At 75.1% G+C, this 25000-nt stretch carries 22 protein-coding genes and 1 pseudogene; 14 read left to right on the plus strand and 9 right to left on the minus strand.

Annotated features, from left to right (window positions below; all coding sequences use genetic code 11):
- The first annotated feature begins 20 nt into the window (after window positions 1–20).
- Window positions 21–2555, plus strand: coding sequence for an ATP-dependent Clp protease ATP-binding subunit (locus tag GCU56_RS06915; protein ID WP_163480799.1), 2535 nt, complete (start codon window positions 21–23; stop codon window positions 2553–2555).
- A gap of 132 nt (window positions 2556–2687) precedes the next feature.
- Here the strand turns inward: GCU56_RS06915 and GCU56_RS06920 are convergent, their stop codons facing one another.
- Window positions 2688–3587 (minus strand): A/G-specific adenine glycosylase, encoded by a 900-nt coding sequence (locus GCU56_RS06920; RefSeq protein ID WP_163480800.1) that lies wholly within the window; start codon window positions 3585–3587, stop codon window positions 2688–2690.
- Window positions 3588–3664: 77 nt separating this feature from the next.
- On the opposite strand from GCU56_RS06920, the gene GCU56_RS06925 reads away from it, so the two are divergent.
- Window positions 3665–4354, plus strand: a complete 690-nt coding sequence (locus tag GCU56_RS06925) for a MucR family transcriptional regulator (protein ID WP_163480801.1) — start codon at window positions 3665–3667, stop codon at window positions 4352–4354.
- A gap of 90 nt (window positions 4355–4444) precedes the next feature.
- Here the strand turns inward: GCU56_RS06925 and disA are convergent, their stop codons facing one another.
- The 3 genes from disA to GCU56_RS23380 all read right to left on the minus strand — a co-directional run bounded on the left by disA (window position 4445) and on the right by GCU56_RS23380 (window position 7795).
- A complete protein-coding gene (gene disA / locus GCU56_RS06930) occupies window positions 4445–5530 on the minus strand; it encodes a DNA integrity scanning diadenylate cyclase DisA (RefSeq protein WP_163480802.1) in 1086 nt (361 codons plus the stop codon).
- A 102-nt stretch (window positions 5531–5632) separates the two neighbouring features.
- Window positions 5633–6997, minus strand: coding sequence for a DNA repair protein RadA (radA, locus tag GCU56_RS06935; RefSeq protein ID WP_345771696.1), 1365 nt, complete (start codon window positions 6995–6997; stop codon window positions 5633–5635).
- Window positions 6998–7054: 57 nt separating this feature from the next.
- Window positions 7055–7795: a copper chaperone PCu(A)C gene (locus GCU56_RS23380; protein WP_204331634.1), complete on the minus strand. Its 741-nt coding sequence runs from the start codon at window positions 7793–7795 to the stop codon at window positions 7055–7057.
- A 100-nt stretch (window positions 7796–7895) separates the two neighbouring features.
- Here GCU56_RS23380 and GCU56_RS06945 point away from each other — a divergent pair, with 100 nt between their 5' ends.
- The 3 genes from GCU56_RS06945 to GCU56_RS23385 all read left to right on the plus strand — a co-directional run bounded on the left by GCU56_RS06945 (window position 7896) and on the right by GCU56_RS23385 (window position 11164).
- On the plus strand, window positions 7896–9455 hold the full coding sequence (locus GCU56_RS06945) for a cryptochrome/photolyase family protein (protein WP_345771697.1): 1560 nt from the start codon (window positions 7896–7898) through the stop codon (window positions 9453–9455).
- 88 nt (window positions 9456–9543) lie between these two features.
- Complete coding sequence (locus tag GCU56_RS06950; protein ID WP_163480804.1) at window positions 9544–10137, plus strand: RNA polymerase sigma factor; 594 nt, start codon at window positions 9544–9546, stop codon at window positions 10135–10137.
- Between the two features lie 10 nt (window positions 10138–10147).
- On the plus strand, window positions 10148–11164 hold the full coding sequence (locus GCU56_RS23385; RefSeq protein WP_204331635.1) for a hypothetical protein: 1017 nt from the start codon (window positions 10148–10150) through the stop codon (window positions 11162–11164).
- Window positions 11165–11187: 23 nt separating this feature from the next.
- Here the strand turns inward: GCU56_RS23385 and GCU56_RS06960 are convergent, their stop codons facing one another.
- Window positions 11188–12036, minus strand: coding sequence for a UbiA family prenyltransferase (locus tag GCU56_RS06960; RefSeq protein ID WP_163480805.1), 849 nt, complete (start codon window positions 12034–12036; stop codon window positions 11188–11190).
- A gap of 131 nt (window positions 12037–12167) precedes the next feature.
- Here GCU56_RS06960 and GCU56_RS06965 point away from each other — a divergent pair, with 131 nt between their 5' ends.
- The 7 genes and pseudogenes from GCU56_RS06965 to GCU56_RS07000 all read left to right on the plus strand — a co-directional run bounded on the left by GCU56_RS06965 (window position 12168) and on the right by GCU56_RS07000 (window position 18038).
- Window positions 12168–12650 carry a CarD family transcriptional regulator gene (locus tag GCU56_RS06965; protein ID WP_163480806.1) on the plus strand — a complete coding sequence of 161 codons (483 nt, stop codon included), beginning with the start codon at window positions 12168–12170 and terminating at the stop codon, window positions 12648–12650.
- A 48-nt stretch (window positions 12651–12698) separates the two neighbouring features.
- Window positions 12699–13373 (plus strand): 2-C-methyl-D-erythritol 4-phosphate cytidylyltransferase, encoded by a 675-nt coding sequence (ispD, locus tag GCU56_RS06970; RefSeq protein WP_163480807.1) that lies wholly within the window; start codon window positions 12699–12701, stop codon window positions 13371–13373.
- The gene (gene ispF, locus GCU56_RS06975; RefSeq protein ID WP_163480808.1) at window positions 13370–13876 is read left to right on the plus strand and encodes a 2-C-methyl-D-erythritol 2,4-cyclodiphosphate synthase; all 507 of its coding nucleotides are present in this window, start codon (window positions 13370–13372) and stop codon (window positions 13874–13876) included. Before ispD ends, ispF begins: the two co-directional genes overlap by 4 nt.
- Window positions 13873–15276 carry a cysteine--tRNA ligase gene (gene cysS / locus GCU56_RS06980; protein ID WP_163480809.1) on the plus strand — a complete coding sequence of 468 codons (1404 nt, stop codon included), beginning with the start codon at window positions 13873–13875 and terminating at the stop codon, window positions 15274–15276. Before ispF ends, cysS begins: the two co-directional genes overlap by 4 nt.
- The gene (rlmB, locus tag GCU56_RS06985) at window positions 15258–16238 is read left to right on the plus strand and encodes a 23S rRNA (guanosine(2251)-2'-O)-methyltransferase RlmB (protein ID WP_239521908.1); all 981 of its coding nucleotides are present in this window, start codon (window positions 15258–15260) and stop codon (window positions 16236–16238) included. The genes cysS and rlmB overlap by 19 nt, the downstream gene beginning before the upstream one ends.
- A 118-nt stretch (window positions 16239–16356) precedes the next feature.
- Window positions 16357–16947 (plus strand): annotated as a pseudogene (locus tag GCU56_RS25845) (UGSC family (seleno)protein).
- Window positions 16944–18038: a hypothetical protein gene (locus tag GCU56_RS07000; protein ID WP_204331636.1), complete on the plus strand. Its 1095-nt coding sequence runs from the start codon at window positions 16944–16946 to the stop codon at window positions 18036–18038. The pseudogene GCU56_RS25845 and the gene GCU56_RS07000 overlap by 4 nt, the downstream one beginning before the upstream one ends.
- A gap of 36 nt (window positions 18039–18074) precedes the next feature.
- Here the strand turns inward: GCU56_RS07000 and GCU56_RS07005 are convergent, their stop codons facing one another.
- The 4 genes from GCU56_RS07005 to GCU56_RS07020 all read right to left on the minus strand — a co-directional run bounded on the left by GCU56_RS07005 (window position 18075) and on the right by GCU56_RS07020 (window position 22501).
- Entirely contained in the window at window positions 18075–19355 is a 1281-nt protein-coding gene (locus GCU56_RS07005; protein ID WP_163480812.1) for a DUF445 family protein, read from the minus strand.
- 26 nt (window positions 19356–19381) lie between these two features.
- Complete coding sequence (locus tag GCU56_RS07010) at window positions 19382–20665, minus strand: trypsin-like peptidase domain-containing protein (RefSeq protein WP_163480813.1); 1284 nt, start codon at window positions 20663–20665, stop codon at window positions 19382–19384.
- A 106-nt stretch (window positions 20666–20771) separates the two neighbouring features.
- Entirely contained in the window at window positions 20772–21548 is a 777-nt protein-coding gene (locus GCU56_RS07015) for an ABC transporter permease (RefSeq protein WP_345771698.1), read from the minus strand.
- Between the two features lie 50 nt (window positions 21549–21598).
- Window positions 21599–22501: a universal stress protein gene (locus GCU56_RS07020; protein ID WP_345771699.1), complete on the minus strand. Its 903-nt coding sequence runs from the start codon at window positions 22499–22501 to the stop codon at window positions 21599–21601.
- 183 nt (window positions 22502–22684) lie between these two features.
- Between GCU56_RS07020 and GCU56_RS07025 the strand changes: the two genes are divergently transcribed.
- Both GCU56_RS07025 and GCU56_RS07030 read left to right on the plus strand, forming a co-directional pair.
- The gene (locus GCU56_RS07025) at window positions 22685–23326 is read left to right on the plus strand and encodes a hypothetical protein (RefSeq protein ID WP_163480815.1); all 642 of its coding nucleotides are present in this window, start codon (window positions 22685–22687) and stop codon (window positions 23324–23326) included.
- A gap of 249 nt (window positions 23327–23575) precedes the next feature.
- Window positions 23576–24889 carry a BtrH N-terminal domain-containing protein gene (locus tag GCU56_RS07030; protein WP_163480816.1) on the plus strand — a complete coding sequence of 438 codons (1314 nt, stop codon included), beginning with the start codon at window positions 23576–23578 and terminating at the stop codon, window positions 24887–24889.
- The last annotated feature ends 111 nt before the right edge of the window (window positions 24890–25000 follow it).

Here is a 25000-nt window from a genome sequence, read left to right on the forward strand (position 1 = left end):
GGTCAGAGGAGAAGCAGCAGATGTTCGAACGGTTCACCGACCGAGCCCGCCGCGTGGTCGTCCTGGCCCAGGAAGAGGCCCGGATGCTCAACCACAACTACATCGGCACCGAGCACATCCTCCTGGGCCTGATCCACGAGGGCGAAGGTGTCGCCGCCAAGGCGCTCGAGTCCCTCAGCATCTCGCTGGAGGGTGTCCGCCAGCAGGTGGAGGAGATCATCGGCCAGGGCCAGCAGGCCCCGTCCGGCCACATCCCCTTCACCCCGCGGGCCAAGAAGGTGCTGGAGCTGTCGCTGCGCGAGGCGCTGCAGCTCGGCCACAACTACATCGGCACCGAGCACATCCTGCTCGGCCTGATCCGCGAGGGTGAGGGCGTCGCCGCCCAGGTCCTGGTGAAGCTCGGCGCCGACCTCAACCGCGTCCGCCAGCAGGTCATCCAGCTGCTCTCGGGCTACCAGGGCAAGGAGCCGGCCGCGGCCGGCGGCCCCGCCGAGGGGACCCCGTCGACCTCGCTGGTCCTCGACCAGTTCGGCCGCAACCTGACCCAGGCCGCGCGCGACTCCAAGCTCGACCCGGTCATCGGGCGGGCCAAGGAGATCGAGCGCGTCATGCAGGTCCTGTCGCGGCGGACCAAGAACAACCCCGTCCTCATCGGGGAGCCCGGCGTCGGCAAGACCGCCGTCGTCGAGGGCCTCGCGCAGGCGATCGTCAAGGGCGAGGTGCCCGAGACGCTCAAGGACAAGCAGCTCTACACCCTCGACCTCGGCGCGCTCGTCGCCGGTTCCCGCTACCGCGGTGACTTCGAGGAGCGGCTCAAGAAGGTCCTCAAGGAGATCCGCACCCGCGGCGACATCATCCTGTTCATCGACGAGATCCACACCCTCGTCGGGGCGGGTGCGGCCGAGGGCGCGATCGACGCCGCGAGCATCCTCAAGCCGATGCTCGCCCGCGGTGAGCTGCAGACCATCGGCGCCACGACGCTCGACGAGTACCGCAAGCACCTGGAGAAGGACGCCGCCCTCGAGCGGCGGTTCCAGCCGATCCAGGTGGGCGAGCCGACGCTCACCCACACGATCGAGATCCTCAAGGGCCTGCGTGACCGCTACGAGGCGCACCACCGGATCAGCATCACCGACGGCGCCCTGGTCGCCGCCGCGACGCTGGCCGACCGGTACATCTCCGACCGTTTCCTGCCCGACAAGGCGATCGACCTGATCGACGAGGCCGGTGCCCGGATGCGGATCAAGCGGATGACCGCCCCGCCGGACCTGCGCGAGTTCGACGACCGGATCGCCGGCATCCGCCGCGAGAAGGAGTCGGCGATCGACGCGCAGGACTTCGAGAAGGCCGCGTCGTTGCGCGACAAGGAGAAGACCCTCCTGTCGGAGAAGGCCGAGCGCGAGAAGCAGTGGAAGGCCGGCGACATGGACGTCGTCGCCGAGGTCGACGACGAGCAGATCGCCGAGGTCCTGGCCAACTGGACGGGCATCCCGGTCTTCAAGCTGACCGAGGAGGAGACCACCCGCCTCCTGCGCATGGAGGACGAGCTCCACAAGCGGATCATCGGCCAGGAAGAGGCCATCAAGAGCGTCAGCCAGGCCATCCGGCGGACGCGGGCGGGCCTCAAGGACCCGCGCCGTCCCGGCGGCTCGTTCATCTTCGCCGGCCCCTCGGGTGTCGGTAAGACCGAGCTGGCCAAGGCGCTCGCGCAGTTCCTCTTCGGCGAGGACGACGCGCTCATCCAGATCGACATGGGTGAGTTCCACGACCGGTTCACCGTGTCGCGGCTCGTCGGTGCCCCTCCCGGTTACGTCGGCTACGACGAGGGTGGCCAGCTGACCGAGAAGGTGCGGCGCAAGCCGTTCTCGGTGGTCCTCTTCGACGAGATCGAGAAGGCGCACGCCGATGTCTTCAACACGCTGCTGCAGGTGCTGGAGGACGGCCGGCTGACCGACGGCCAGGGCCGGATCGTGGACTTCAAGAACACGATCCTGATCCTGACCACGAACCTCGGGACGCGGGACATCTCCAAGGCCGTCGGCCTCGGCTTCCAGGCCGGGAACGACTCCGGCAGCAACTACGAGCGCATGAAGCTCAAGGTCAACGAGGAGCTCAAGCAGCACTTCCGGCCGGAGTTCCTCAACCGGATCGACGACATCGTCGTGTTCCACCAGCTGACCGAGGACGAGATCGTCGAGATCGTCGACCTCATGCTCGCCCGCGTGGAGGGCCAGCTGGCGAACAAGGACATGTCGCTCGAGGTGACGCCGGCGGCCAAGAGGCTGCTGGCCGCCCGGGGCTTCGACCCGGTGCTGGGTGCCCGGCCGCTGCGCCGGACGATCCAGCGCGAGATCGAGGACGCGCTGAGCGAGAAGATCCTCTACGGCGAGCTGACCGCGGGTCAGATCATCGTGGTGGACGTCGACGACGCCGAGGGTGCCGCGCAGAAGTTCACCTTCCGCGGCGAGGCCAAGCCGATCGACCTCCCCGACACCCCGCCGGTCGCGCTGTCGGTGGGCGACGAGGAGCCGCCGACCGCTCAGGCCGCCGACTGAGCAAGGACCCCCCTCCTCCCCACCCCTCGCAGGCTCGGGGCGGGACCGGGGAGGGGGGCTACAGAGGGCCGTCTCCACTCATCGCGAGTGAGGGGCGGCCCTCTGTCGTGTTCCAGCGACGGCGGGGCCCGCTCAGGCCGGCAGGCGGAACCGCCGGTCCCCGGTCTGCTCGACCAGGCCGTCGACCAGCAGCGAGTCCAGGCACCGGGAGCGCTGCACCGCATCCGGCCAGGCCTGGTCGAGCTGCACCGCCGCCACAGGGCCCTCAGCGGCCCGCAGGACGTCGAGCAGCCGTCCCCGCACCTGGCGGTCGGTTCCGGCGAACTTCTGCACCCTGCGCGGCGGACCGTCGGCCGCCGGGCAGCCCGCCTGCCGCCACGCGCAGGCGTTCCGCACCGGGCACGCCCCGCACCGCGGCGTCCGGGCGACACAGACCAGTGCACCCAGCTCCATGACGGCGATGGCGAACCGCACGGCGCGGGCCGGATCGGTCGGCGCGAGGGCGGCGACGTCGGCCAGGTCGGCCGACCTGGCCGGCGCGGCCTCGGCCCGTCCGTGCACCAGCCGCGCCACCACGCGGCGGACGTTGGTGTCGACCACCGGCTGCGGCTGTCCGTGGCCGAAGCAGGCGACCGCGCGGGCGGTGTACGTGCCGACGCCGGGCAGGGCCTCCAGGGCGGTCACGTCGGGCGGCACGACGCCCCCGTGGCGCTCGACGAGGGCCACCGCCGCCTCACGGAGCCGCAGTGCCCGCCGCGGGTAGCCCAGCTTCCCCCACGCGCGGATGAGCTCGGCGGGGGAGACCGCGGCAAGCGCGGCAGGGGTGGGCCAGCGCGCCATCCACTGCCGCCAGACGGGCTCGACGCGGACGACGGGGGTCTGCTGCAGCATGACCTCGCTGACCAGGACCCCCCAGGGGTCGACGCCCGGCCGGCGCCAGGGCAGATCGCGGGCCGCGGTGGCGTACCAGTCGACGAGGACCTCCCCGGGGTCGTCGTCCGCCGCGGGGAGCCGGTGCGCGGTGCCGTCCACGGGGTCCCAGTGTGCCGCGTGCGCTGGTCGGCGTGCCGCCGCGGGTGCCCCGGCGTGGGCGCACTACGGTTCTCGGCGTGTTGCACCCGGTCGGCCCGCTGTCCCCGGCGGTCTACTGGCGTCGGCGCCTGCTCGTCCTGACGCTCCTCCTGGCCGTGCTGGGTGGCGGTGGGTGGCTGGCGGTCGCGGCGATCAGCGGCGGGAGCGGGAGTTCCGCCGCCGCCGCCGCCGCGACCGACGAGCCGACCGGCGAGTCCTCGCGGCCGCCGGCCCTCGAGCTGGTGGTCCCCTCACTGGCCAGCGTGCAGACGCCGACCCCGGTACCGACCGTGACGGAGGCGCCGCCTCCCGCACCGGAGGCGGCGGCGCCGGAGCCCGGGGGGCCGTGCACCGACGACATGATCGGGTTGGAGGTCCGGTCGCCGGGAAGCGCGCCGGTGGGTGGGAAGCCGACCTTCGAGCTCGTGGTCAGCAACGTGTCGGCCGTGCCCTGCGTCCGCCCGCTGGACAAGGGGCTGCAGGAGATCGTGCTCTCCGACGCGGGCGGCAACCGCCTCTGGGGGAGCAACGACTGCTTCCCCGAGGCCAGCAGCGACGTCCGGACGCTCGCCCCCGGCGAGTCGGTCGCCTTCCCCCTGGTCTGGGGCGGGCTCACCAGCCAGCCCGGCTGCACGGCGGAGCGGAACCCGCTGGCACCCGGTCAGTACGTGCTGCGCGGCCGGCTGGACACCAAGACCAGCCCGGACGCCCCGTTCAGCATCTCCTGAGACAGGACCCCCTCGCCCCCCACCCCTCGCACGCTCGCGGCGGGCCCCTGCAAGGGGGCCTGAGGCAGCGGGTCCTCCAGGGGTCCTCTCTCAGCTGTAGCGGTCGAGGATCGAGGTCTCGGCCAGCCGGGACAGACCCTCGCGGATGCCGCGGGCGCGCGCCTCGCCGACCCCCTCGACGGCGAGCAGGTCCTCGATCGTGGCGGCCAGCAGCTTCTGCAGGCCGCCGAAGTGGTCGACCAGGCGGTCGATGATCCCGGCGGGCAGTCGCGGGACGCGGGCCAGCAGGCGGTAGCCGCGCGGGCTGACGGGCGAGTCCAGCGCGTCGGCCGACGTCGGCAGCCCGTAGCAGCGGGCCACCGCGGACAGGTCCAGCAGCTCGGTGGCCGAGAGGGCCCGCAGGTCGGTGAGGACCTGCTCGATGGTGCGCGGCCGCCGGGCGCCGCCGGGCAGGTAGTCGCGGACCAGGAGGCCGCGGTCCTCCTCGACGCCGGCGAGCATCTCGTCGAGCTGCAGGGCGAGGAGCCGGCCGTCGGTGCCCAGCTCGACGACGAACCCCTCGATCTCGTCGGCGATCCGGCGGACCATCTCCAGCCGCTGGCTGACGCTCATCGCGTCGCGGACGGTCACGAGGTCCTCGATCTCGAGCGCCGAGAGGGTGCTGGCCACCTCGTCGAGCCGCAGCTTGTACCGCTCGAGGGCGGCCAGCGCCTGGTTCGCGCGCGCCAGGATCGTCGTCGGGTGCTCGAGGGTGTAGCGCCGGCCGGCCACGTAGACGCTGATGATGTGCATCGACTGGCTGACCGAGATCACCGGGAAGCCGGACTGGATGGCGACCCGCTCGGCGGTGCGGTGCCGGGTGCCCGACTCCTCGGTGGGGACGGTCGGGTCGGGCATCAGGTGCACGCCGGCGCGGACGATGCGGGTGCCGTCGTAGGACACGATGACCGCGCCGTCCATCTTGGCCAGCTCCCGCAGCCGGGTGGCCGAGAGAGCGACGTCGAGCGCGAACCCGCCGGTGCAGATCGACTCGACGACGCGGTCGTAGCCGAGCACGATCAGCGCCCCGGTGCGTCCGGCGAGGATGCGCTCGAGACCGTCGCGCAGCGCGGTCCCCGGGGCGATGCGGCCGAGCAGTTCGCGGAGCGCGATCTCGGGATCCACAGCGTGGGGCACGAGCGCTCCTGACGTCCGGTGTACTGGGGGCTGAGTCTACGTGGCCCGCGGAGCCGGTGGCCGCGCTCGGGTGACCGGGGACGGCGGTGACCCCCTCCGGGGTCAGAAGATCCGGGTGAAGGCCGCCCCCAGATCGGGTACCTCGATCAGTCGCATCCCGCGGGGCGCGTTCCCCGGGTCCTCGGGCACGAGTGCCACCCGGTAGCCCTGGCGGGCGGCCTCGGCGAGGCGGCGACCGGTGCCGCCGACCCGACGGATCTCCCCCGAGAGTCCGACCTCCCCGAGGGCGACCAGGCCCTGCGGCAGGGGGACATCCTTGGCCGCGGAGGCGATCGCGAGGGCGAGGGCCAGGTCGGCCGCCGGCTCGGTGATCTTCACGCCGCCCACCGAGGCGGCGAAGACGTCGGCGTCGGCGAGCTTCACCCCGCCGCGCCGCTCGACGACCGCGTTGACCATCGCCACGCGCTGGGAGTCCAGCCCGCTCACCGCGCGCCGGGGCGACCCCCCGCCGCCGGTGCCGGCGACCAGTGCCTGCACCTCGGCCAGCAGGGGCCGGCTGCCCTCCATGGTGACGGTGACGGAGCTGCCCGCGACGGGAGCGGTGCGCCGCGAGACGAACAGGTGGGAGGGGTCCGGGACGCCGATGACCCCGCGGTCGCCGATCTCGAAGCAGCCGATCTCGTCGGCCGGCCCGAAGCGGTTCTTGGTGGCCCGGACCAGCCGCAGCGTGGAGTGCCGCTCGCCGTCGAAGGAGACGACCACGTCGACCAGGTGCTCGAGCGCCCGCGGCCCGGCGATGGCGCCGTCCTTGGTGACGTGCCCGACCAGGATCGTCGTCATGCCCCGGCTCTTCGCGATGCCGGTCAGCGCGCTGGCCACCGCGCGCACCTGGGTGGCTCCGCCGTCCGTGCCGTCGACGGCGGGCGAGCGGACGGTCTGGACGCTGTCGAGGACCAGCAGCGTGGGAGCGACCTGCTCGACGTGGGCGAGCACGGCCGACAGCTCGGTCTCCGCAGCCAGGTAGAGACGCTCGTGCAGCGCGCCGATGCGCTCGGCCCGCAAGCGCACCTGCGCCGCCGACTCCTCGCCCGAGACGACCAGGGCCGGCCCGTTGGCGGCGGCGACGCGGTGCGCCACCTCGAGCAGCAGTGTCGACTTGCCCACGCCGGGCTCACCGGCCACCAGCAGGACGGCGCCGGGCACCAGCCCGCCGCCGAGGACGCGGTCGAACTCCTCGATCCCGGTCGGTACGGCGCGGGCGCCACCGAGCTCGACCTGGGCGATCGGGACGGCGGGGGCGGTGACGGGCCCGGCCGCGACCGCCCGCAGCGGAGACGCAGGGGCGCCCACCTCCTGCAGGGAGCCCCACGCCTGGCACTCGGGGCAGCGGCCGACCCACTTCGCCGAGGCGTAGCCGCACTCGGTGCAGCGGTGGGCGGGCCGGGACTTCACTCCTGCGGGGGGCACCCGGCGACGCTAACCGGGAGGGGCGACAGTTCCGGGGAGCCGGTGTGGGGCGCCGGGTCAGTTGCCGGCGTCGCCGCCCCCGGCCTCGCTCTCCTGCTCGCGTGCGGTGCCCTCGGAGCCCTCCTCGGAGCCGGCCTCCTCCTCGTGGAAGTCGAAGGCGTCGTCGCGGGGGAGGACCCGGTCGGGGGTGGCGACCAGGGCCCGGACGGTGACCTCGCCGGCCTCCCGGAAGGTGAGCGTCAGCTCGACGCTCTGGCCCGACGTCAGTTCCTCGCTCAGGTCGGCCAGCTCGACCGACACGCCGTCCTCGCCCCCGATGAACACCGTCGCCCCCGGCGGGACCGGGATGTCCACCCGCGTGCCGGCGGTCGGCGTCGTGGGGGTGGTCGGCGTCGTCGGCGTGCCCGGGGTCGCGGTGCCCGGGGTCGCCGTGCCCGGGGTCGCCGTGCCCGGAGCGGCGGAGGGCGAGCCGGGCACGGCCGGGGACGGGGTGGTGCCCCCGGTGACGACGACGCCGTCGAAGGCCTCGCCCTCGATGCCGACGAGGGTGTCCTCCTCGTCGCCGCTGTTGATGACGGCCATGATCAGCGGGGCGTCGTCACCGCTGGCGTAGGCACCCTCGTCCGGATACTCCAGGAGGACCTGTCGCAGGGTGATGTCCCCGACCTCGGCCAGCGCACCCACCTTGTCGCGGTTCTGGGTGGCCGTCTGGGTGACCTGTCCGGCGCTGCACGCGGTCAACGCGATCGGGCTCAGGACCAGGACACCCATCGTGGCGGCGCGCAGTGCGCGGTTCACAGCCGTCGACCTCCAGGGACGTACCGGCCACCGCAGGTCGATGGCCCGAGTCGCGGCGAGCCTAACGCCCACCCCAGGATGTCCGCCGGGAGGTGAGGCGGTGCTGCGCGGCGATCGGTCCCCCGGGCGTCCGGACCCGGCTCTGGCCGCGTTCCCGGCCCGGGCGCCGGCGACGGTGCGCTGGTGCTTCGCCGACCAGCTCGGGTCGCACTTCCTCGACGCCCCCGACCAGCCGGTCCTGCTCATCGAGGCGCGGTCGGTCCTCGCCCGCCGGAGGTTCCACCGGCAGAAGGCCCACCTGGTGCTCTCCGCCCTGCGGCACCGGGCCGCCGAGCTCGGCGACCAGGCGTCGTTCTGGCAGGTCGGCACCTACGGCGAGGCGCTGGACCGTGTGCGCGAGCCGGTGTCGGTCTGCGCGCCGACCACCTGGGGCAGCCGCGACCTCGTCCTCGCCCGTCCCGGCGTGGAGGTGCTCGCCGCCCGTGGGTTCGTCACGACGCAGGAGGAGTTCGCCGGATGGGCCGAGGGCCGGGGGCGGCGCCGGCTGCTCATGGAGGACTTCTACCGGGACGCCCGCCGCCGGCAGGACGTGCTCATGGACGGCGCGGAGCCGGTCGGCGGCAGGTGGAACCTCGACGAGGACAACCGCGAGCCCCCGCCGTCGGACGGCCGGCTGCCGGTCCCCGAGCCGTGGTGGCCGGAGGAGGACGAGATCGACGAGCAGGTCCGCGCCGACCTCGACCGCTGGGAGGCCGACGGCGAGGTGTCCTTCGTGGGGGACGACGGACCGCGGCTGTTCCCGGTGACCCGGCAGGAGGCGCTGCGGCGGCTGCGGGACTTCCTGGACACCCGGCTCGGTGCCTTCGGCCCGCACGAGGACGCCATGCTCGCCGGCGACCGGTGGATGGCCCACTCGCTGCTCTCCCCGGTGCTGAACCTGGGTCTGCTCCACCCGCTCGAGGTGGTGCACCAGGCGGAAGGGCGCTACCGGGACTCCGTCGCCGACGCGCACCCGCTGCCCCTCAACAGCGTGGAGGGCTTCGTCCGGCAGGTGATGGGCTGGCGCGACTACATCTGGCACACGTACTGGTGGCTCGGGCGCGACTTCCGGGACGCCAACGCCCTGGCCGCACACGAGCCGGTGCCCGACTGGTTGGCCGACCTCGACGACACGGCGGTCGACGCCGCCTGCCTGGCCGACGTCCTGGGCGACCTCCGCCGGGACGGCTGGGTGCACCACATCCCGCGGCTGATGGTGCTCGGCAACTACGCGCTGCAGCGCGGCATCGACCCCGCGGCCATGACCGACTGGTTCCACCGCAGCTTCGTCGACGGCTACGACTGGGTGATGGTCGCCAACGTGGTGGGCATGAGCCAGCACGCCGACGGCGGGTTGCTGGCCACGAAGCCCTACGCCGCGGGCGGTGCCTACATCGACCGGATGAGCGACTACTGCGGCGGCTGCCGCTACGACCCGCGGAAGCGGCTGGGCGAGGACGCCTGCCCGTACACCGCCGGCTACTGGGCCTTCCTCGACCGCACCCGTGAGCAGCTGGCCGGCAACCAGCGGATGCGCCGTCCCCTGCAGGGGCTCGACCGGCTCGAGGACCTGCCCGCGGTCGTCGACCAGGAGGTCCGCCGGGGGACCGACCCGCCCTAGCCGGCACCCGACCGGGTGACCCCCGTCCAGCCGCGCCCGTGCCCTGCCGATACGGCAGGGACGGGATCGGTCGACGACGGGAGTGCGGATGCGGACGGGACTGCCGTTCGACGACGTGCTGGCCGCGGCGCAGGCCGGCGCCGGCTGGGCGTTCGAGACCCTCTACCGGGACCTCTCGCCCGCCGTCACCGGGTACCTCCGCCTGCACGGGGCCGCGGAGCCCGACGACCTGGCCAGCGAGACCTTCATCGGCGTCCTCACCGGGCTGTCCGGCTTCCACGGGGACGAGGACGCCCTGCGCGCCTGGGTGTTCACCATCGCGCACCGGCGGCTGGTCGACGACTGGCGGCGGCGCGGTCGCCGGCCCCAGGTCTCCGACGACGACGGCCTGCTCGAGGAGCGCCGGGGCGGGGACGCCGAGGACGACGCGCTGGCCCGCGTGGGCGCCGCCGACGTCCACCGGCTGTGCGGCGGCCTGCCTGCCGACCAGAGGGCGGTCGTGCTGCTGCGCATCCTCGCCGACCTCACCGTCGAGCAGGTCGCGCAGGTGATGGGCCGGTCGGTCGGCTCGGTCAAGGCGCTGCAGCGCAGGGGTCTGCGCAGCCTGCGAACAGCGCTCGAGGCGGTTCCACCCGAAGGGGTGGGCGCCGGTGCGCACCCTTTTGTGGCACCCCGGCGATGACAGGGACGAGATGACCACTCCAGCTGACGACACCGCCGTCGAGGAGGCCTTCGAGGCCTGCCTCGCCGGCCGTCCGGTGCCCGATGGTGCCGCCGGCCTCGTCGCGTTCACCGACGCGGTCCGGGCCGGTGCCACCATGCCGGGCCGCCCGAACGCGGCCCTGGCCGAGCTGCTGGCGACCGGTCTGCTCACCACCCACCAGGAACCGTCCCCAGGGACGGCCGGGCGACCCGCCCGGACCTCACGGAAGAGGCCCCGCATGCTGCTGCTCCCCGCTCTCGTCGCCAAGTTCGCCTCGGCCGGCATCGCCGCCAAGGCCGTGACCGGCACCGCCGTCGTGCTCGTCGGCCTCACCGGCGCCACCGCCGGGGTCGTCGCCGCCCAGGACGATCCCGCCACGGTCGTCGTCTCCGACGAGGGGACGGCGCCCACCGACACCGCTCCGGACGGCAGCACGCCGTCCGGCGCGACCTCGGACGACCCGGCCGCCGACGGGGCCGACCCGGACGGCGGGGACCAGGACGGGGCACCGGTCGACCCGGCTCCCGTCGTCGACCCGGTCACCGGCGAGCCCGTGACCGGGGAGCCGACGGTCGACCCGGTCACCGGCGAGCCCGTCCAGGAGCCGGGCACCGACCCGGTCACCGGGGAGGAGGGCACCCCGCCCGCGCCCACCCGGGAGACCTGGCAGGAGGGTCCCGCCGCGGGCCAGTCCTTCGGCTCGTGGGTGAGCGAGGGCGCCCGCCGGGGCTTCGTCGACGGCGGGACGGTCAGCCAGAAGGCGCACGAGCGGAACGCGCAGCGGCGCAACCCCGCTCCGGCCCCGGCTCCCGCCCCGGTCCCCGCTCCCGCCCCGGTCCCGGCTCCCGAGCCGGCTCCGGCCCCGGCCCCGGCCCCCGAGCCGGTCGTGGTGGCCCCGGTCGAGCAGCCGCCCGCCACGACGGCGACCGCGCCGGCCGGCGGCGGCAACGGGAACGGCAACGGCAACGGCAACGGCAACGGCGGGGGCAACACCCGCGGGAAGTGATCCACCGGCCGGCGGGGCACGGGTCAGGTGACCGCAGCCCCGCCGGCCACCAGGAGCGCCACGTCGAGGACCGCCAGGAGCAGGACCGCCGGGAAGGCCAGCCGGCGGAAGCGGGCGGTGCCGGCGAGGGCGGCCACCACGACGGCGGGCACGGCCACCACCAGGCACCCCCAGGCCGTCGCCGTCGGTGGGCCGGCCGGTCCCAGCACCAGGACCAGGGACGCCCCACCCAGCACCACGGCACCGGTGACGGCCGAGACCCGCGGCCCGAGCCGGTGCGGCAGGCCCCGGACGCCGGTGGCCAGGTCGTCCTCCAGGTCGGGGGCGACGTTGGCCAGGTGCGCGGCCGCCCCGAGGGCCGCACCGGCGGCCACCAGCCACCACGGCGCGGCCGGGGTGCCGGGCGCCGCGGCGACGACGCCCGCGGGCAGCGCCCCGAAGCCGGTGACGTAGGGCAGCGGGGAGGCCGCGGTCCGCTTGAGGCCGGCGTTGTAGGCCCACCCGCTGGCCACCAGGACCAGCAGCAGCAGTCCCGGGACCCAGCCGAGCAGCAGCGACAGGACGACGGCCGCGGCGGCCGACCCAAGCGCCAGGACGCGCAGCAGCGACGGTGCGACGGCGCCCTGGACGACGGGCTTGTCGGCCCGGCCGACCGCGCGGTCCCGGTCGGCGTCGAGCCAGTCGTTGCTCCACCCGATGGAGATCTGACCTGCGAGGACGGCCACCGTCACGAGGGTCACCCGCCCGGCCGGGACGTCGGCGACGACAGCGAGCAGGGCGGCCACGACGGTCACCGCGACGGTCGGCCCGAGGTGGGTGGCGAGCGCGACCGCGCGCACCGTCGCCCGGGGTCCGACGGGTCTCGCAGGCACACCGACCACGCTGCTGTCAACCCCTCCCGAGTACTTCACCAGGCCTCTGACCTGCGGGTTCACGAATTCCGACGGCCCCGTTCGTCAGTCTGCCGTGGTAACCTGGGGACAGCGAAAGGGGTCACACACACATGGGCTTCACTGTCGGCGAGACCGTTGTCTACCCGCACCACGGTGCCGCGCTCATCGAGGCGATCGAGAAGCGGACCATCAAGGGTGTCGAGAGGGCCTACCTCGTGCTCAAGGTCGCCCAGGGCGATCTGACCGTGCGCGTCCCGGCGGACAACGCAGAGATCGTCGGCGTCCGCGACGTCGTCGGTCAGGAGGGCCTGGACAAGGTCTTCGAGGTGCTCCGCGCACCGCACACCGAGGAGCCGACCAACTGGTCGCGGCGCTACAAGGCGAACCTCGAGAAGCTCGCCTCGGGCGACGTCAACAAGGTCGCCGAGGTCGTGCGCGACCTGTGGCGCCGGGACAAGGACCGCGGGCTGTCGGCCGGCGAGAAGCGGATGCTCTCCAAGGCCCGTCAGATCCTGGTCAGCGAGCTCGCGCTCGCCGAGGGGACGAACGAGGACAAGGCGGAGATCCTCCTGGACGAGGTCCTCGCCAGCTGACCGCGGTCGGCTGACCCACCGCACCACCGAACGTCCCAGACCACTCCCGTGCACGCTGTCGGCATCGTCGCAGCGGCCGGGAGTGGTCTGCGTCTGGGGGCGGACCGGCCCAAGGCGCTCGTCCCGCTCGGCGGGCGGCCGTTGGTCTGCTGGGCGGTGGACACGCTCCGGGACGCCGGCGTCGCCGACGTGGTCGTGACCGTCCCGGCGTCCGAGCTCCGTGCCTTCGCCACGGTGCTCCCGGCGGACGTGCGGATCGTCGTCGGCGGGGACACCCGCACCGCGTCGGTCCGCGCCGCCTTGGCCGCCTTGGCCGTCGTGGGCACCGCGGACACCGTCCTCGTGCACGACGCCGCCCGCCCGCTGACCCCGTCCGACGTGGTGACCCGGGTGCTCGCAGCCCTCGCCGCCGGCGCGCGGGCGGCGGTACCGGTGCTGCCCGTGGTCGACACCACCGTCACCGTGGACGACGACGGCCTCGTGACCGCCACGCTGGAGCGCGCCGCCCTGCGCCGGGTGCAGACCCCCCAGGGTTTCGCGCTCGCCACGCTGCTCGACGCCTACGACCTCCTGCCGGCCGGCGTGGAACTGACCGACGACGCCGCCGTCGTCCGCGCCGCCGGTGTGCCGGTGGTGACCGTCGCCGGGGACGAGCGCGCGGCCAAGGTCACCGTCGCCCACGACCTCGCGGTCGCCGAGCTGCAGCTGGGCGGCTCGGGGTGAGCGAGCTGCCCCGCGTCGGCACGGGGATCGACGTCCACCCGGTCGAGGCCGGACGGGACTGCTGGCTGGCCGGCCTGGAGTGGCCGGGGGTGGACGGCTGCGCCGGGCACTCGGACGGCGACGTCGTCGCCCACGCGCTGACCGACGCCGTGCTGTCGGCCGCGGGGCTGGGCGACATCGGGACCCTGCTGGGCACCGACGACCCGCGGTGGGCCGGGGCGCGCGGTGCGGCGGTGCTCGAGCACGTCCGCGAGGTCCTGCGCGGCGCCGGATGGCAGGTGGGCAACGCCGCGGTGCAGCTGATCGGCAACACCCCGAGGATCGGCCCGCGCCGGACGGAGGCCGAGGCCGTGCTCACCGCGGCCCTGGGCGCACCGGTCAGCGTCACCGCCACCACGACCGACGGGCTCGGCCTCACGGGGCGGGGCGAGGGCCGGGCGGCGATGGCGACGGCGCTGGTGGTCCGGGCGGCCACGGGGCCGTCCGTAGACTCCGAGCGGTGAGCCTCCGCCTGTACGACACGGCCGCCCGTGCGGTCCGCGACTTCACGCCCCTGCGTGCGGGACAGGCCTCCGTCTACGTCTGCGGGCTCACCGTCCAGGGCCCGCCGCACGTCGGGCACGTGCGCGCCGCCCTCGCCTTCGACGTCCTCCGTCGCTGGATGACGGCGGGCGGGCTCGAGGTCAGCTACGTCCGCAACGTGACCGACATCGACGACAAGATCCTGGTCAAGGCCGCTGCCCACGGTGTCCCGTGGTGGGCCTGGGCCTACGAGAACGAGCTGGCCTGCACCCGCGCCTACGACGTCCTCGGTGTGCTGCCCCCCACCTACGAGCCGCGCGCCACCGGTCACGTGCCCGACATGGTCGCGCTCATCGAGCGGCTGATCGAGCGCGGCCACGCCTACGCCGCCGACGGGGACGTGTACTTCGACGTCCGGTCCTTCCCCGGGTACGGGGAGCTCACCGGGCAGAAGGCCGACGACCTGCAGCCGGCCGCCGACACCGACAGCGACGAGCGCAAGCGCGACCCCCGGGACTTCGCGCTGTGGAAGGCGCACAAGCCCGGCGAGCCCGACACCGCCGCGTGGCCCACCCCGTGGGGCCGCGGCCGGCCCGGGTGGCACCTGGAGTGCTCGGCGATGGCCGAGCGCTACCTGGGCGCGGAGTTCGACGTCCACGGGGGCGGGCTGGACCTGCGTTTCCCGCACCACGAGAACGAGCGCGCCCAGTCCCAGGCCGCCGGTGACGCCTTCGCCCGCTACTGGCTGCACAACGGCTGGGTCACCCTCGGCGGCGAGAAGATGAGCAAGTCGCTGGGCAACACGGCCCTGGTCGACGAGGTCGTCCGGCGGGTGCGACCGGTCGAGCTGCGCTACTACCTCGTGGCCCCGCACTACCGGTCGACCATCGAGTTCACCGACGCGGCGCTGGCCGAGGCCGGCGCGGCCTACCGGCGGATCGAGTCCTTCGTCCGCCGCGCGGCGGAGCGGGTCGGTGCCGACACCGGCAAGGCCGAGCTCCCGCCGGAGTTCACCGCCGCCCTGGACGACGACCTCGGCACCCCGGCCGCGGTCGCCGCCGTGCACGAGGCCGTGCGGCAGGGCAACACCGCCCTGGCCGCGGAGGACGACGACGCCGTGGCCGCCGCGCTGGGCTCGGTCCGGGCCATGCTCGCCGTCCTCGGCCTGGACCCGCTGGACCCGCAGTGGGCCACCGGCGGCGGCTCCGACCGGCTGACCGAGGTCACCGACGGCCTCGTCGGGCTCGCCCTGGAGCAGCGCCAGGCCGCCCGTGCCCGCAAGGACTACGCGGCGGCGGACGCCATCCGCGACCAGCTCACTTCCCTCGGCGTCTCGGTCGAGGACACCCCGCACGGACCCCGATGGGAGCTGAGCCGCTGATGGCCGGCAACAGCCAGCGCCGCGGCCGCCGCAGCGGCGACGGCAAGAAGACCGCGACCGCCGGGACCGGTGGGAAGGGCCGCCGGGCGCTCGCCGGACGCGGGGCCACGCCACCGGCCGAGGCGCGGCCCGGCCACCCGGCCCAGCGCCGCGCCCAGGCGGAGGTGCGTCGCCGGACCGAGCGGGACCGCAGTCGGCAGCGGGCCGAGGAGGCTCCGGAGCTGCTGCTCGGCCGGAACCCGGTCGTCGAGGCACTGCGCGCGCAGATCCCGGCGACGGCGCTGTACGTGGTCACCGGAGACGTCAGCCGCGGCGGTACCGACGAGCGCATCACCGAGGCGATCACGCTGGCCGCCGACCGCGGTCTGCCGCTGCTCGAGGTGGGCAAGGGCGAGTTCGACCGGATGTCCAACGGTGCCCTGCACCAGGGCATCGGCCTGCAGGTGCCGCCCTACCAGTACGCCCACCCGGACGACCTGCTCGACCTGGCCGGGAACTCGGGTCGGCCGCCGCTGATCGTGGCCATGGACGGGGTCACCGACCCGCGCAACCTCGGTGCCGTCGTCCGGTCCGCCGCGGCCTTCGACGCGCACGGCGTCGTCGTCCCGCAGCGCCGCGCCGTGGGCATGACCGCCTCGGCCTGGCGGACCAGCGCCGGGGCCGCGGCCCGGCTGCCGGTCGCCCGTGCGGTCAACCTGGCCCGCGCGCTGGGCTCCTACCAGGACGCCGGCCTGCAGACCGTCGGGCTGGCCGGCGACGGGGACGTCGACGTGCACGAGTACGACGGCTTCGCCGACCCGGTGGCCCTGGTCGTCGGTGCCGAGGGGACGGGACTGTCGCGGCTGGTCCGGGAGCGGTGCGACGTCGTGGTCCGCATCCCGATCACCCGCGACACCGAGTCCCTCAACGTCAGCGTCGCCGCCGGCATCGCGCTGTACGCGGCCGCCGCCGCCCGCCGCTGACCGACGCACCGCGGTCCTCCCGTGCCGTGGAACCCCGACTGGCGCGGCTCCCGGTCCGCCGTACGGTCGGGGGAGTCCACGCCGATCCCCGGGAGGCGCAGTGTCCGCGTTCACGATGATGGACCCGACCGTCCAGCCGGCGGTCGCCGCGGTCGGGCTGGCCCCACGGCCGGCCGACCTGCGCGGCCGGCGTCTGGTGCTCATGGACAACGGCAAGAACAACGCCCGGCGGCTGCTGGAGGAGGTCTTCACCCTCCTCGAGCCGCAGCTCGCGCCGTCCGAGGTCGTCTGGCGGAAGGTCCCGACCACCCTGCCGGCGTCGGAGGAGCTGCTCGACGAGATCGCCGCGGACTGCGATCTGGTCATCCAAGCGGTCGGTGATTAGGGCTCCTGCAGCGCGGCCAGTGTGGCCGACACCATCCTCATGGAGCTGCGCGGCGTCCCGTCCGCGGCGATCTGCACCGACGCACTCAAGCCGGCCGCCGACGCGATGGCCCGCATCCAGGGCGCTCCGGGCTACCGGTACGCCGTCGTCCCGCACCCGGTGAGCAGCCTCGCCCCCGACGGGGTGCAGCGGCACGCTGAGCTCGCCGCTCCGCAGGTCCTCGAGATCCTCAAGGGGCAGCGCGTGACCGAGCTCGCGAGGTCAGGCAAGGACACAGCACAGCTCGGGCACGAGCCGACGAGCGCCAGCGAGCAGCGCTCGTGACCGACCTCCAACAGGCGCTGACCGCCGACGACCTGCTCGCCGCGATCGAGGAGTGCTTCGAGCGCGGGTGGACAGACGGGCTGCCCGTCGTCCCGCCGGTGCCCTCGCTCGTGCGGCGCTTCCTCGAGCACACCGACCGGGCGCCGTCGGACGTCGTCTGGTCCATGAGCCAGGTGAAGCGGGGCTGCACCGTCGAGGCGGCCGCGATCAACGCCGTCATGGCCGGCTGCCGCCCCGAGTACTTCCCGGTGGTGCTCGCCGCGCTGGAGGCGACGGTCGACGAGGGCTGGCCGGGCAACGGCGGCTGGCAGAGCACCACCGGTGGCGGCCCGCTGCTGGTGGTCAACGGCCCGGTGCGTCAGGAGCTCGGGGTCAACGCCAAGGGCAACGTGCTCGGCCCGGGGTTCCGCCCGAACGCCACCATCGGCCGGGCGATCCGGCTGATCATCATGAACGCGTACGGCATCCGCCCCCACGAGCTCGACCAGGCGACCCAGGGCACGCCGGGCAAGTACAGCCTGTGCATCGCGGAGAACGAGGAGGACAGCCCCTGGGAGCCGCTGCACGTCGAGCTGGGGCACGCCCCCGACGTCAGCACCGTGTCCGCGCTGCACACCCGCAGCACCGAGTACGTCGACAACCGCAACACCGGGGACGCCCGCGAGGTGCTCACCGACATCGCGGACACCTGCGCGCGCATCGGTGCCATGACGGCCCGGCGCTACCGGCGGGTCGGCGTCGTCATCGGCCCCGAGCACGCCCAGCAGATGGCCGCCCAGGGCTTCTCCAAGCAGGACGTGAAGGAGTTCCTGGTCGAGCACAGCGGGCGCACGGCCGGCGACCTGCGCCGCGCCGGGCGGGGCAGCGCGACGGCCCGCTCGGCGGCCGCCCGCCCGCAGGCCGGGACGATCCTCGCCGTCGAGGAGAACGACGACGACGCGGTCCCCGACGACCAGATCGTGACGCTCATCCAGTCGCCGGACGACGTCGTCGTGGTGGTGGCCGGGGCGGCCAACGCGGGTGTGTCGACGGTGGCCCAGACGCTGGGCTTCCCACCGAAGACGCCCGGCTGCGCCGTCGTCCGCCGTTAGGCCCCCTGCAGGGGACGGGGGGCAGGGAGTCCTCTCTCAGCCGAGCAGCTGGGCGACGGTGTAGATGAGCAGGCCGGCCAGCCCGCCGACGACCGTGCCGTTCACCCGGATCCACTGCAGGTCGCGGCCGACCTGCAGTTCGATCCGCCGGCTGGTCTCCTCGGTGTCCCAGCGCTCGACCGTGCTGCCCACCAGGTCGGCGAGGTCACCGGAGAACCGCTCGACGAGGTACCCGGCGGCGGTGTGCGCGTGCCGCTGGACCAGCTCCCGCACGGTCGGGTCGTGCTGCAGCAGCTGGGCGCCCTCGGCGATCAGCCCGGCCACCCGGGCCCGCAGCACCGAGTCCGGGTCGGCGGCCGCGGACAGGACGGCGTTCTTGGCGTTGGTCCACAGCGAACCCGACCACGTCCGGACGGCGGGGTGCTCCAGCAGCTCCTTCTTCAGCTCCTCGACCCGGCCGGCGGTGTCCGGGTCGCTGCGCAGCGCGTGCACGTAGCCACGCAGCCGGTCGTCGTAGACCCGGCGCAGCTCGTGGCGGGGGTCCTCGCCGACCTCGCTGAGGAACGTCTGCAGTCCCGCGAAGACGCGGTCGAAGACACGGTCGTCGACCCAGTCGGGCACCCACGCGGGGGAGGCGTCACCGAGCTGGGCGCGGAAGACCACCCGGTTGTCCTCGAGGAAGCGGGCCAGCCCTCGCAGGGCCGCCGACAGCACCTCCTGGTGCCGGTCGCCGTCGACGACCAGCTCCAGCGCGCGGGCCACCACCGGCGCGGCGGGTGTGGCGTGCAGCTTCCGGTCGACCAGCGCCGCGACGGCGGGCCGCAGGTCGTCGTCCCGGAGCAGGCCGGCGACGGCGACGAGCACCGCCGACGTGTCGCCGGCCAGTCGCTGGGCCCGCCCCGGGGCGGCGAGGAAGGCGCCCAGCCGGCCGGGGACGTCGACGGTGGTCAGCTTCTCCTCGACCACCGCGCGGGTCAGGAAGTTCTCCTGCACGAACGTGCCCAGGCTGGCGCCGATCTGGTCCTTCTTCCGCGGGATGATCGCGGTGTGCGGGATCGGCAGGCGCAGCGGGTGCCGGAACAGCGCGGTGACGGCGAACCAGTCGGCCAGGGCACCGACCATGGACGCCTCGGCGGCTGCCCGGACGTAGCCGACCCACGCCCCGGCGTCCTCCCCGACCAGCACGCAGGCGAGGAAGACGACGGCGGCGGCCAGGAAGAGCCCGGTGGCCAGCCGCTTCATGCGGGCGAGGTCGCGCGCCCGCTCCGGGTCGTCGAGCGACGTGGCCAGGGGGGCGGTCGGGCGGGGAGCCGGCACCCGCCCGAGCCTAGGCACCCCGCCGGTCAGCCGGTCGTGGCGCCCAGGGTCACGTCGACCTGCGTCGTCCCGTCCACCCGTCGCACCGTCAGGGCCACCTCGTCACCGGGGGTCGCGCTGCGCACGGCGGCGGTGAGCTCCGTGGAGGTGGTCACCAGCCGGTCGCCGACGGCGGTGATGACGTCGCCGGACCGCAGCCCCGCGTCGGCGGCCGGGGTGCCGGGCTGGACCTGGACGACCTGCGCCCCGGTGCCCACCCCCTGGTTGCCGTCGGCGGCGGCCGTCTGGGCGCTGACGCCCAGGTAGGTGGTCTGGGCCGAGCCGGTGTCGATGATCTCCTGCGCGATCCGCTGCGCGGTGTTGCCCGGGATGGCGAAGCCGACGCCGATGTTGCCGCTCTCGGCCTGCGCGCCGGGCCCGCCGGAGGCCACCGTGGCGATGGCGGTGTTGATGCCCACCACCTCACCGGCGGCGTCGACCAGGGCGCCGCCGGAGTTGCCCGGGTTGATCGCGGCGTCGGTCTGCAGCGCGTCGATGACGGTGGCGTCGCCCTCGGTGGAGCCGGTGGCGACGGCCCGGTCGGTGGCGCTGATGATGCCGTCGGTCACCGTGTCGGACAGGCCCAGCGGTGCCCCGATCGCCACCGCCAGATCGCCGACCTGCACCTCGTCGGAGTCGGCGAAGGTGGCCGGGGTGAGCCCGGTGACGCCGTCGAGCCGCAGCACCGCCAGGTCGTAGACCGGGTCGGTGCCGACGACGGTGGCGTCGTGGAGCGCGCCGTCGGACGTGCGCACCGACACGGTCGTCGAGCCCGCCCCGTCCGGGCTGACCACGTGGTTGTTGGTGAGGACGTAGCCGTCCTCGCTGAGGACGACGCCCGAGCCGCTGCCCGAGCCCGAGGAGCCGCTGACGTAGACCGTCACCACGCTGGGCGCGGCCTTGGCGGCCGCTGCGGTGACGGCGGTGGCGTTCTGGGGGTCGGTGATGGTGACGTTCTGCGCTGGGAGGGTGCCGCTGCCGCCGGTGGTGGATCCGTCGGCGAGCACGGCCACGCCGGCTCCCGCACCGCCACCGATGAGCGCGCCGGCCAGCAGCCCGGCGAGGCCGATGCGCAGCCGACCGGAGCGGGCGGACGTCACCGGCGGCGGCTGCAACAGCGCGGTCGAGCCGGGACCCGGCTGGCCCGGCCCCATCTGACCGGTCGCCGGCTGTCCCGGGACGCCGGGGTGCGGGTGTCCGTAGCCCGGCTGCTGCCAGGCCGGCGGCACCCACGAGCCGGGTGCCTGGGTGGGGATGCCGTGGTCGCTCACTGTCCCAGTCCTCCTCACGGGCGGCTGTCCGCCGCCCCGAGACCACTGTCGGTCGAGGGGCTGCCGCGACGCTGGTGGTCGCCTGTGAGGTCGCTGGACGCCGTCGTCACCGGGGCACGTCGGGCAGGACGTGGCCGCCCGCGACCAACTCGGTGACCGCCCAGACGGCCGTTCCCTGGGCGGCGAGCAGGCCGACGAGCACGAGCAGCTGGGCCGCGCCGGCCTCGAGCGGGCTGCCGCCGCCGAGCAGCACGCCGACGAACGCGCCGGGCAGGGTGACCAGTCCGACGGTGCGGGTCTGGTCCAACGCCGGGAGGAGCGCACCCGCCGCGGCCGGCCGCACCACCTCGAGGACGGCGTCCCGGCGGAGCAGGCCGAGCGCGAGGGCTGCCTCGACCTCGCCGCGCCGGCCGGTCAGCTCCTCGCGCAGCCGCCGTCCGGCCAGGGAGGTGGCCGTCATCGCGCCGCCGATCAGGATGCCGGCGATCGGGATCACCGCCTCCCCGCGCAGCGGCACCGCACCGCTGACCAGCACCAGGGCCACCACCGGTGCGGCGCCGGCGAGGACGGGCAGGGCCGCCGTGGCCACGCGTCCCGGGGCGCCGGGTGCCCGCAGGGGCAGGCCGGTGGCCCGGCCTGCCGCGGTGGCCGCGGCGACGACGACCATCAGGAGCACGAACGCCGCCGACAGCCACAGCGAGCCGACCACGGCCAGCAGGACCGCCGAGACGACGGCGAGCTGCACGGTCGCCCGCACCACGGCGACGACGACCGGCCGGTCCTGAGCCAGGCCGGAGAGCCGGCCGACGACCGCGGCCAGGACCGCGAGGACGACCAGCACCGCGGCCAGCCGGGGGCCCAGGTCGACGACGGAGGAAGCCACGGGCGCCGATCATCCCCGGGCGCCGAGCATCCCCGGGTCCGGCGGGCAGGTCAGCCGACGGCGTAGATCTCCGAGCGGGGCTCGAGGCCGGTCCGGCGGAACACCGGGGGCACGAACGCCATCGGCGACGTGCAGTGCCGCAGCAGCCACCGGTGCAACCCGTCCAGGGGCCGGTACAGCAGGCCGCCGTGCCCCGCGCTCAGGGTCAGCAGCGGTGTGGGGCAGGCCGCAGCCAGCACGCGGCCGCCCGTGACCCCGGGCAGCGTCTGGTGGGACAGCTGGAGGTCGGGATGGCGCTCGCGCCAGGCGCCGGCGTCCGCGGTCCAGTCCGACCCGGCGTCGGGCCGGCTGTGCACGACGAGCAGCGGGCGGCCCGCACGTCTGGCCTGCTCGGCGGCGAAGCGGGCCACCGGCTCGTCGTCGCCGCGGTCGCCGAGGCCGAGGACCACCACGTGCGGGCGGCTCCCTCCCGGGCCGGGGCGGCGCCGGGGGACGACGACGACCGGGCGGGGCGAGCGGGCGGCCACCCGCTGGGCGACGGAGGCCAGCACCATCTCGTCGGCCGCCCCCGTCGTGGCGATGCCCAGGACGAGCAGGTCGGCGTCCTGTGCTGCGCGGACGAGTGCGGTGACGGGATCGCCGGGCACGCCCTGGGTCGAGGTGGGCACCGAGGCGTCGGTGTGCCGGGCCACGGTGTAGGCGTGCGCGGTGATGCCACGGGCGCGGGGGAGCTCCGGCGGGGAGGCCCCGGCCACCCCCGAGCGGGGGAGGTGCCGGGTCGCGTGCACGATGCGCAACGGGGCTCCCCGGCGGGCGGCCTCCTCGGTGGCCCACCGGACCGCCTGCAGCGCGCACTCGCTGCCGTCGGTGCCGACCACGACCGCACCGGCGGGCGGGGTGTCGTCCGCCGGTCGAGCGGTGGCCGGAGCGGGAGTCGGGGTCGTCGTGGACACGGACACCTCCGGGAAGTGGTCGTCCCCCGTGCGGCTCCGAGCGTCCCCGTCCGAGCGGCCGCGGGGAAGACCCCTCCGCCACCACGGTGCGTGCAGAGTGGCTGCGACCTGGGTAGGAACGGGCCCTGGTCGCCGCTCCGCCGGCGTCCGATCCCGTGCCCGGCGCGTCCTGGAGGCTGCCCAGTGCCCAACCGCGGACCTCTCGCTCTGCCCCTGCTGGGGATCGGCCTGCTCGCCGGTGGCGCCCTGGCCGTGGTCGGCGGCCTGGCCCTCCCCCCCGACGGCCTGGTCGCCGTGAGCCTGGCCGCGGTCGTGTCCGGTTGCCTGGCCGCCGGCATCGCGCGGGAGTCCGACCGGCCCGACCGGCGCGCGACGATGGACGCGGCCTGGCGGGCGGCCGCGGCGGCGGTCGCGGTGCTGCTCGTGCTGTCCGGTGCGGCGGTGCTCGGCGGGGCGCTGCTGACCCTGCTGCTGGCCGGGGCCGGGGCGACCGCCGCGCTGGCGGTGTGGGTGGTCCGCACGGACCGGGGCATCGCGGCCGGCGTCCCGCAGGTGCCGCCCGCCACGGTGCGGCGGCCGGTCCCGGTGCTCCCGGTGTCGGCGCTGTCGACCGGTGACCTGGGCCGGGAGTGGGTCCGGACGACGGAGGCGCTGGCCACGCGGCTGGACCTCGGCACCCGCCAGGCGCTCGTGGTCCGGCGCCAGGAGACCCTCGACGAGCTCGAGCGCCGCGACCCGGCCGGCTTCGCGCGGTGGCTCGCCGCCACCCCGTCACCCGGCAGTGACCCGGCCGGCCACCTGCGCCACGGGGACCCCGCCGCCTGAGCGGCGTCGCCGGAGCCGGAGGTCCGTCAGACCCGCCCTGGGCGCCCCAGGGTCTATGGTGGCCCCGGCGAGCCTCACGCCCAACCCCAGACCGGTCCTCCACGCGGGCCGGCGACGCGGGGCAAAGGGGACTGCGAGAGCCTCGAGGCGCTGCACGGCCCGGACGTCCTGTTCGCTCGGATGCCACGGCTGCGGCGGCGCACGGCCGCGTGGAGCCGTCGCCGCGGGCGCAGCCGGGAGAGTCCGACCATGACCACGGCCAAGCAGCTCAAGGTCCGCGTGCGCGCGCGGATGGCCCGGACCGGCGAGCGCTACGCCGTCGCCCGCGCCCACGTCGTCGGCGCCAGGGACACCGGTCCCGTCGTCGACCTCGGGTGGGCGCTGCGCGGTGGCACCGACCCGGACACCGCGGCGCTGGCCAACGTGCTCGCCCACCGCGGGGTCACCGGCCCCGACGGTCCGCTGACCGAGCCCCTGCTGTTCCTCGTCGGCGGCGGGCTCGGCGCCGGCTACATCCTCTGGGAGTTCGCCCACGACGACAGCCGCGTGGTCACCCTCGGGTTCACCCACTCCTGGCAGTACTTCGACCGGCGGCTGGCCACGACCGTCGAGCGGCTGGGCCTGGACGTCGCCTGGTCACGCACCGCCGGCGCCGCGCGTGCGGCCCAGGAGCTGGTCTCGACCGTGGCTGCCGGCGATCCGGCGATCGTCTGGCCGGACCGCTACCACCTCGGCTACTGGAACCTGCCGCCGTTCCTCGACGGGATGGGTGGCCATCCGGTCGTCGTCTACGCCGCCACCGGGACCCGGGTGCACGTCGACGACCGCACGCTCGCGCCGCTGACCGTCCCGGCCCCCGACCTGGACCGGGCGCGGGCCCGGGTGGGCAGCTACCGCAACACGATGCTGGTCGTCCGGAGCGCGGCCGCCGCCGTGCCGGGCGACCGGCTGCGCGCCGCGGTGCGCGCCGGGCTGGAGGCCGGCGTGGACCACCTCGGCGGGTCGTCGACCTCCTTCGCGCTGCCCGCCTGGCGGAAGTGGTCCCGGCTGCTCACCGACCCGCGGGCCGCGAAGGGGTGGCCGGCGGTGTTCGCCGACCGGCGCGGGTTGCTGCGCGCGCTGGCCAGCGTCTGGGAGGGCGTCGAGTCCGCCGGGATGGACGGCGGGCACCTCCGCGGGCTGTTCGCCGACGGGCTCGAGGAGGCCGCCGTCGTGCTCGACCAGCCGGCGCTGGCCGCCGAGGCGCCGCGGTGGCGGGAGGTCGCCGACCGTTGGCACGCCCTCGCCGAGACGGCGCTGCCGGACGACGTCCCGGAGATCGCCCGGCTGCGGACCCTCACCGCCACCGTCACCGGAGCGGTCGCCGAGGGCGACGCGGGTGCGGCGGAGCGGGCGGCGGCCGCCGAGGAGCTGTGGCGGCTGCGGGCCGAGCACGCCGACGCGCCTCCGTTGGACGAGGAACGCCTCGCGGCGGTCCTGGCCGGCATGAGCGGGCAGCTGGCCGGGATCCACGACGCCGAGGTGGCCGCGGTGACCCACCTCGGCGCCGCCCTGAGCAGGTGACGGTGGGATCCGGTGCGGGCCGACCGTCACGAGGCACGGCTCGGTTGCCGGCCGCCCAGGCCCGCGGCACGGGCCCGCCGAGTCGTCCGGTGCGTGGTCCCTAGACTCGTC

The organism is Geodermatophilus sabuli (assembly GCF_010686765.1).
Classification (GTDB): domain Bacteria; phylum Actinomycetota; class Actinomycetes; order Mycobacteriales; family Geodermatophilaceae; genus Geodermatophilus; species Geodermatophilus sabuli_A.

Bases quoted from the DNA above. Each gene is read 5' to 3' on its own strand.
- rlmB (WP_239521908.1), top strand. From the start codon at position 15,258: ATGGGAGCTGAGCCGCTGATGGCCGGCAACAGCCAGCGCCGCGGCCGC.
- GCU56_RS06965 (WP_163480806.1), top strand. From the start codon at position 12,168: ATGGGCTTCACTGTCGGCGAGACCGTTGTCTACCCGCACCACGGTGCC.
- GCU56_RS07030 (WP_163480816.1), top strand. From the start codon at position 23,576: ATGACCACGGCCAAGCAGCTCAAGGTCCGCGTGCGCGCGCGGATGGCC.
- GCU56_RS06915 (WP_163480799.1), top strand. From the start codon at position 21: ATGTTCGAACGGTTCACCGACCGAGCCCGCCGCGTGGTCGTCCTGGCC.
- GCU56_RS23385 (WP_204331635.1), top strand. From the start codon at position 10,148: ATGACCACTCCAGCTGACGACACCGCCGTCGAGGAGGCCTTCGAGGCC.
- GCU56_RS06950 (WP_163480804.1), top strand. From the start codon at position 9,544: ATGCGGACGGGACTGCCGTTCGACGACGTGCTGGCCGCGGCGCAGGCC.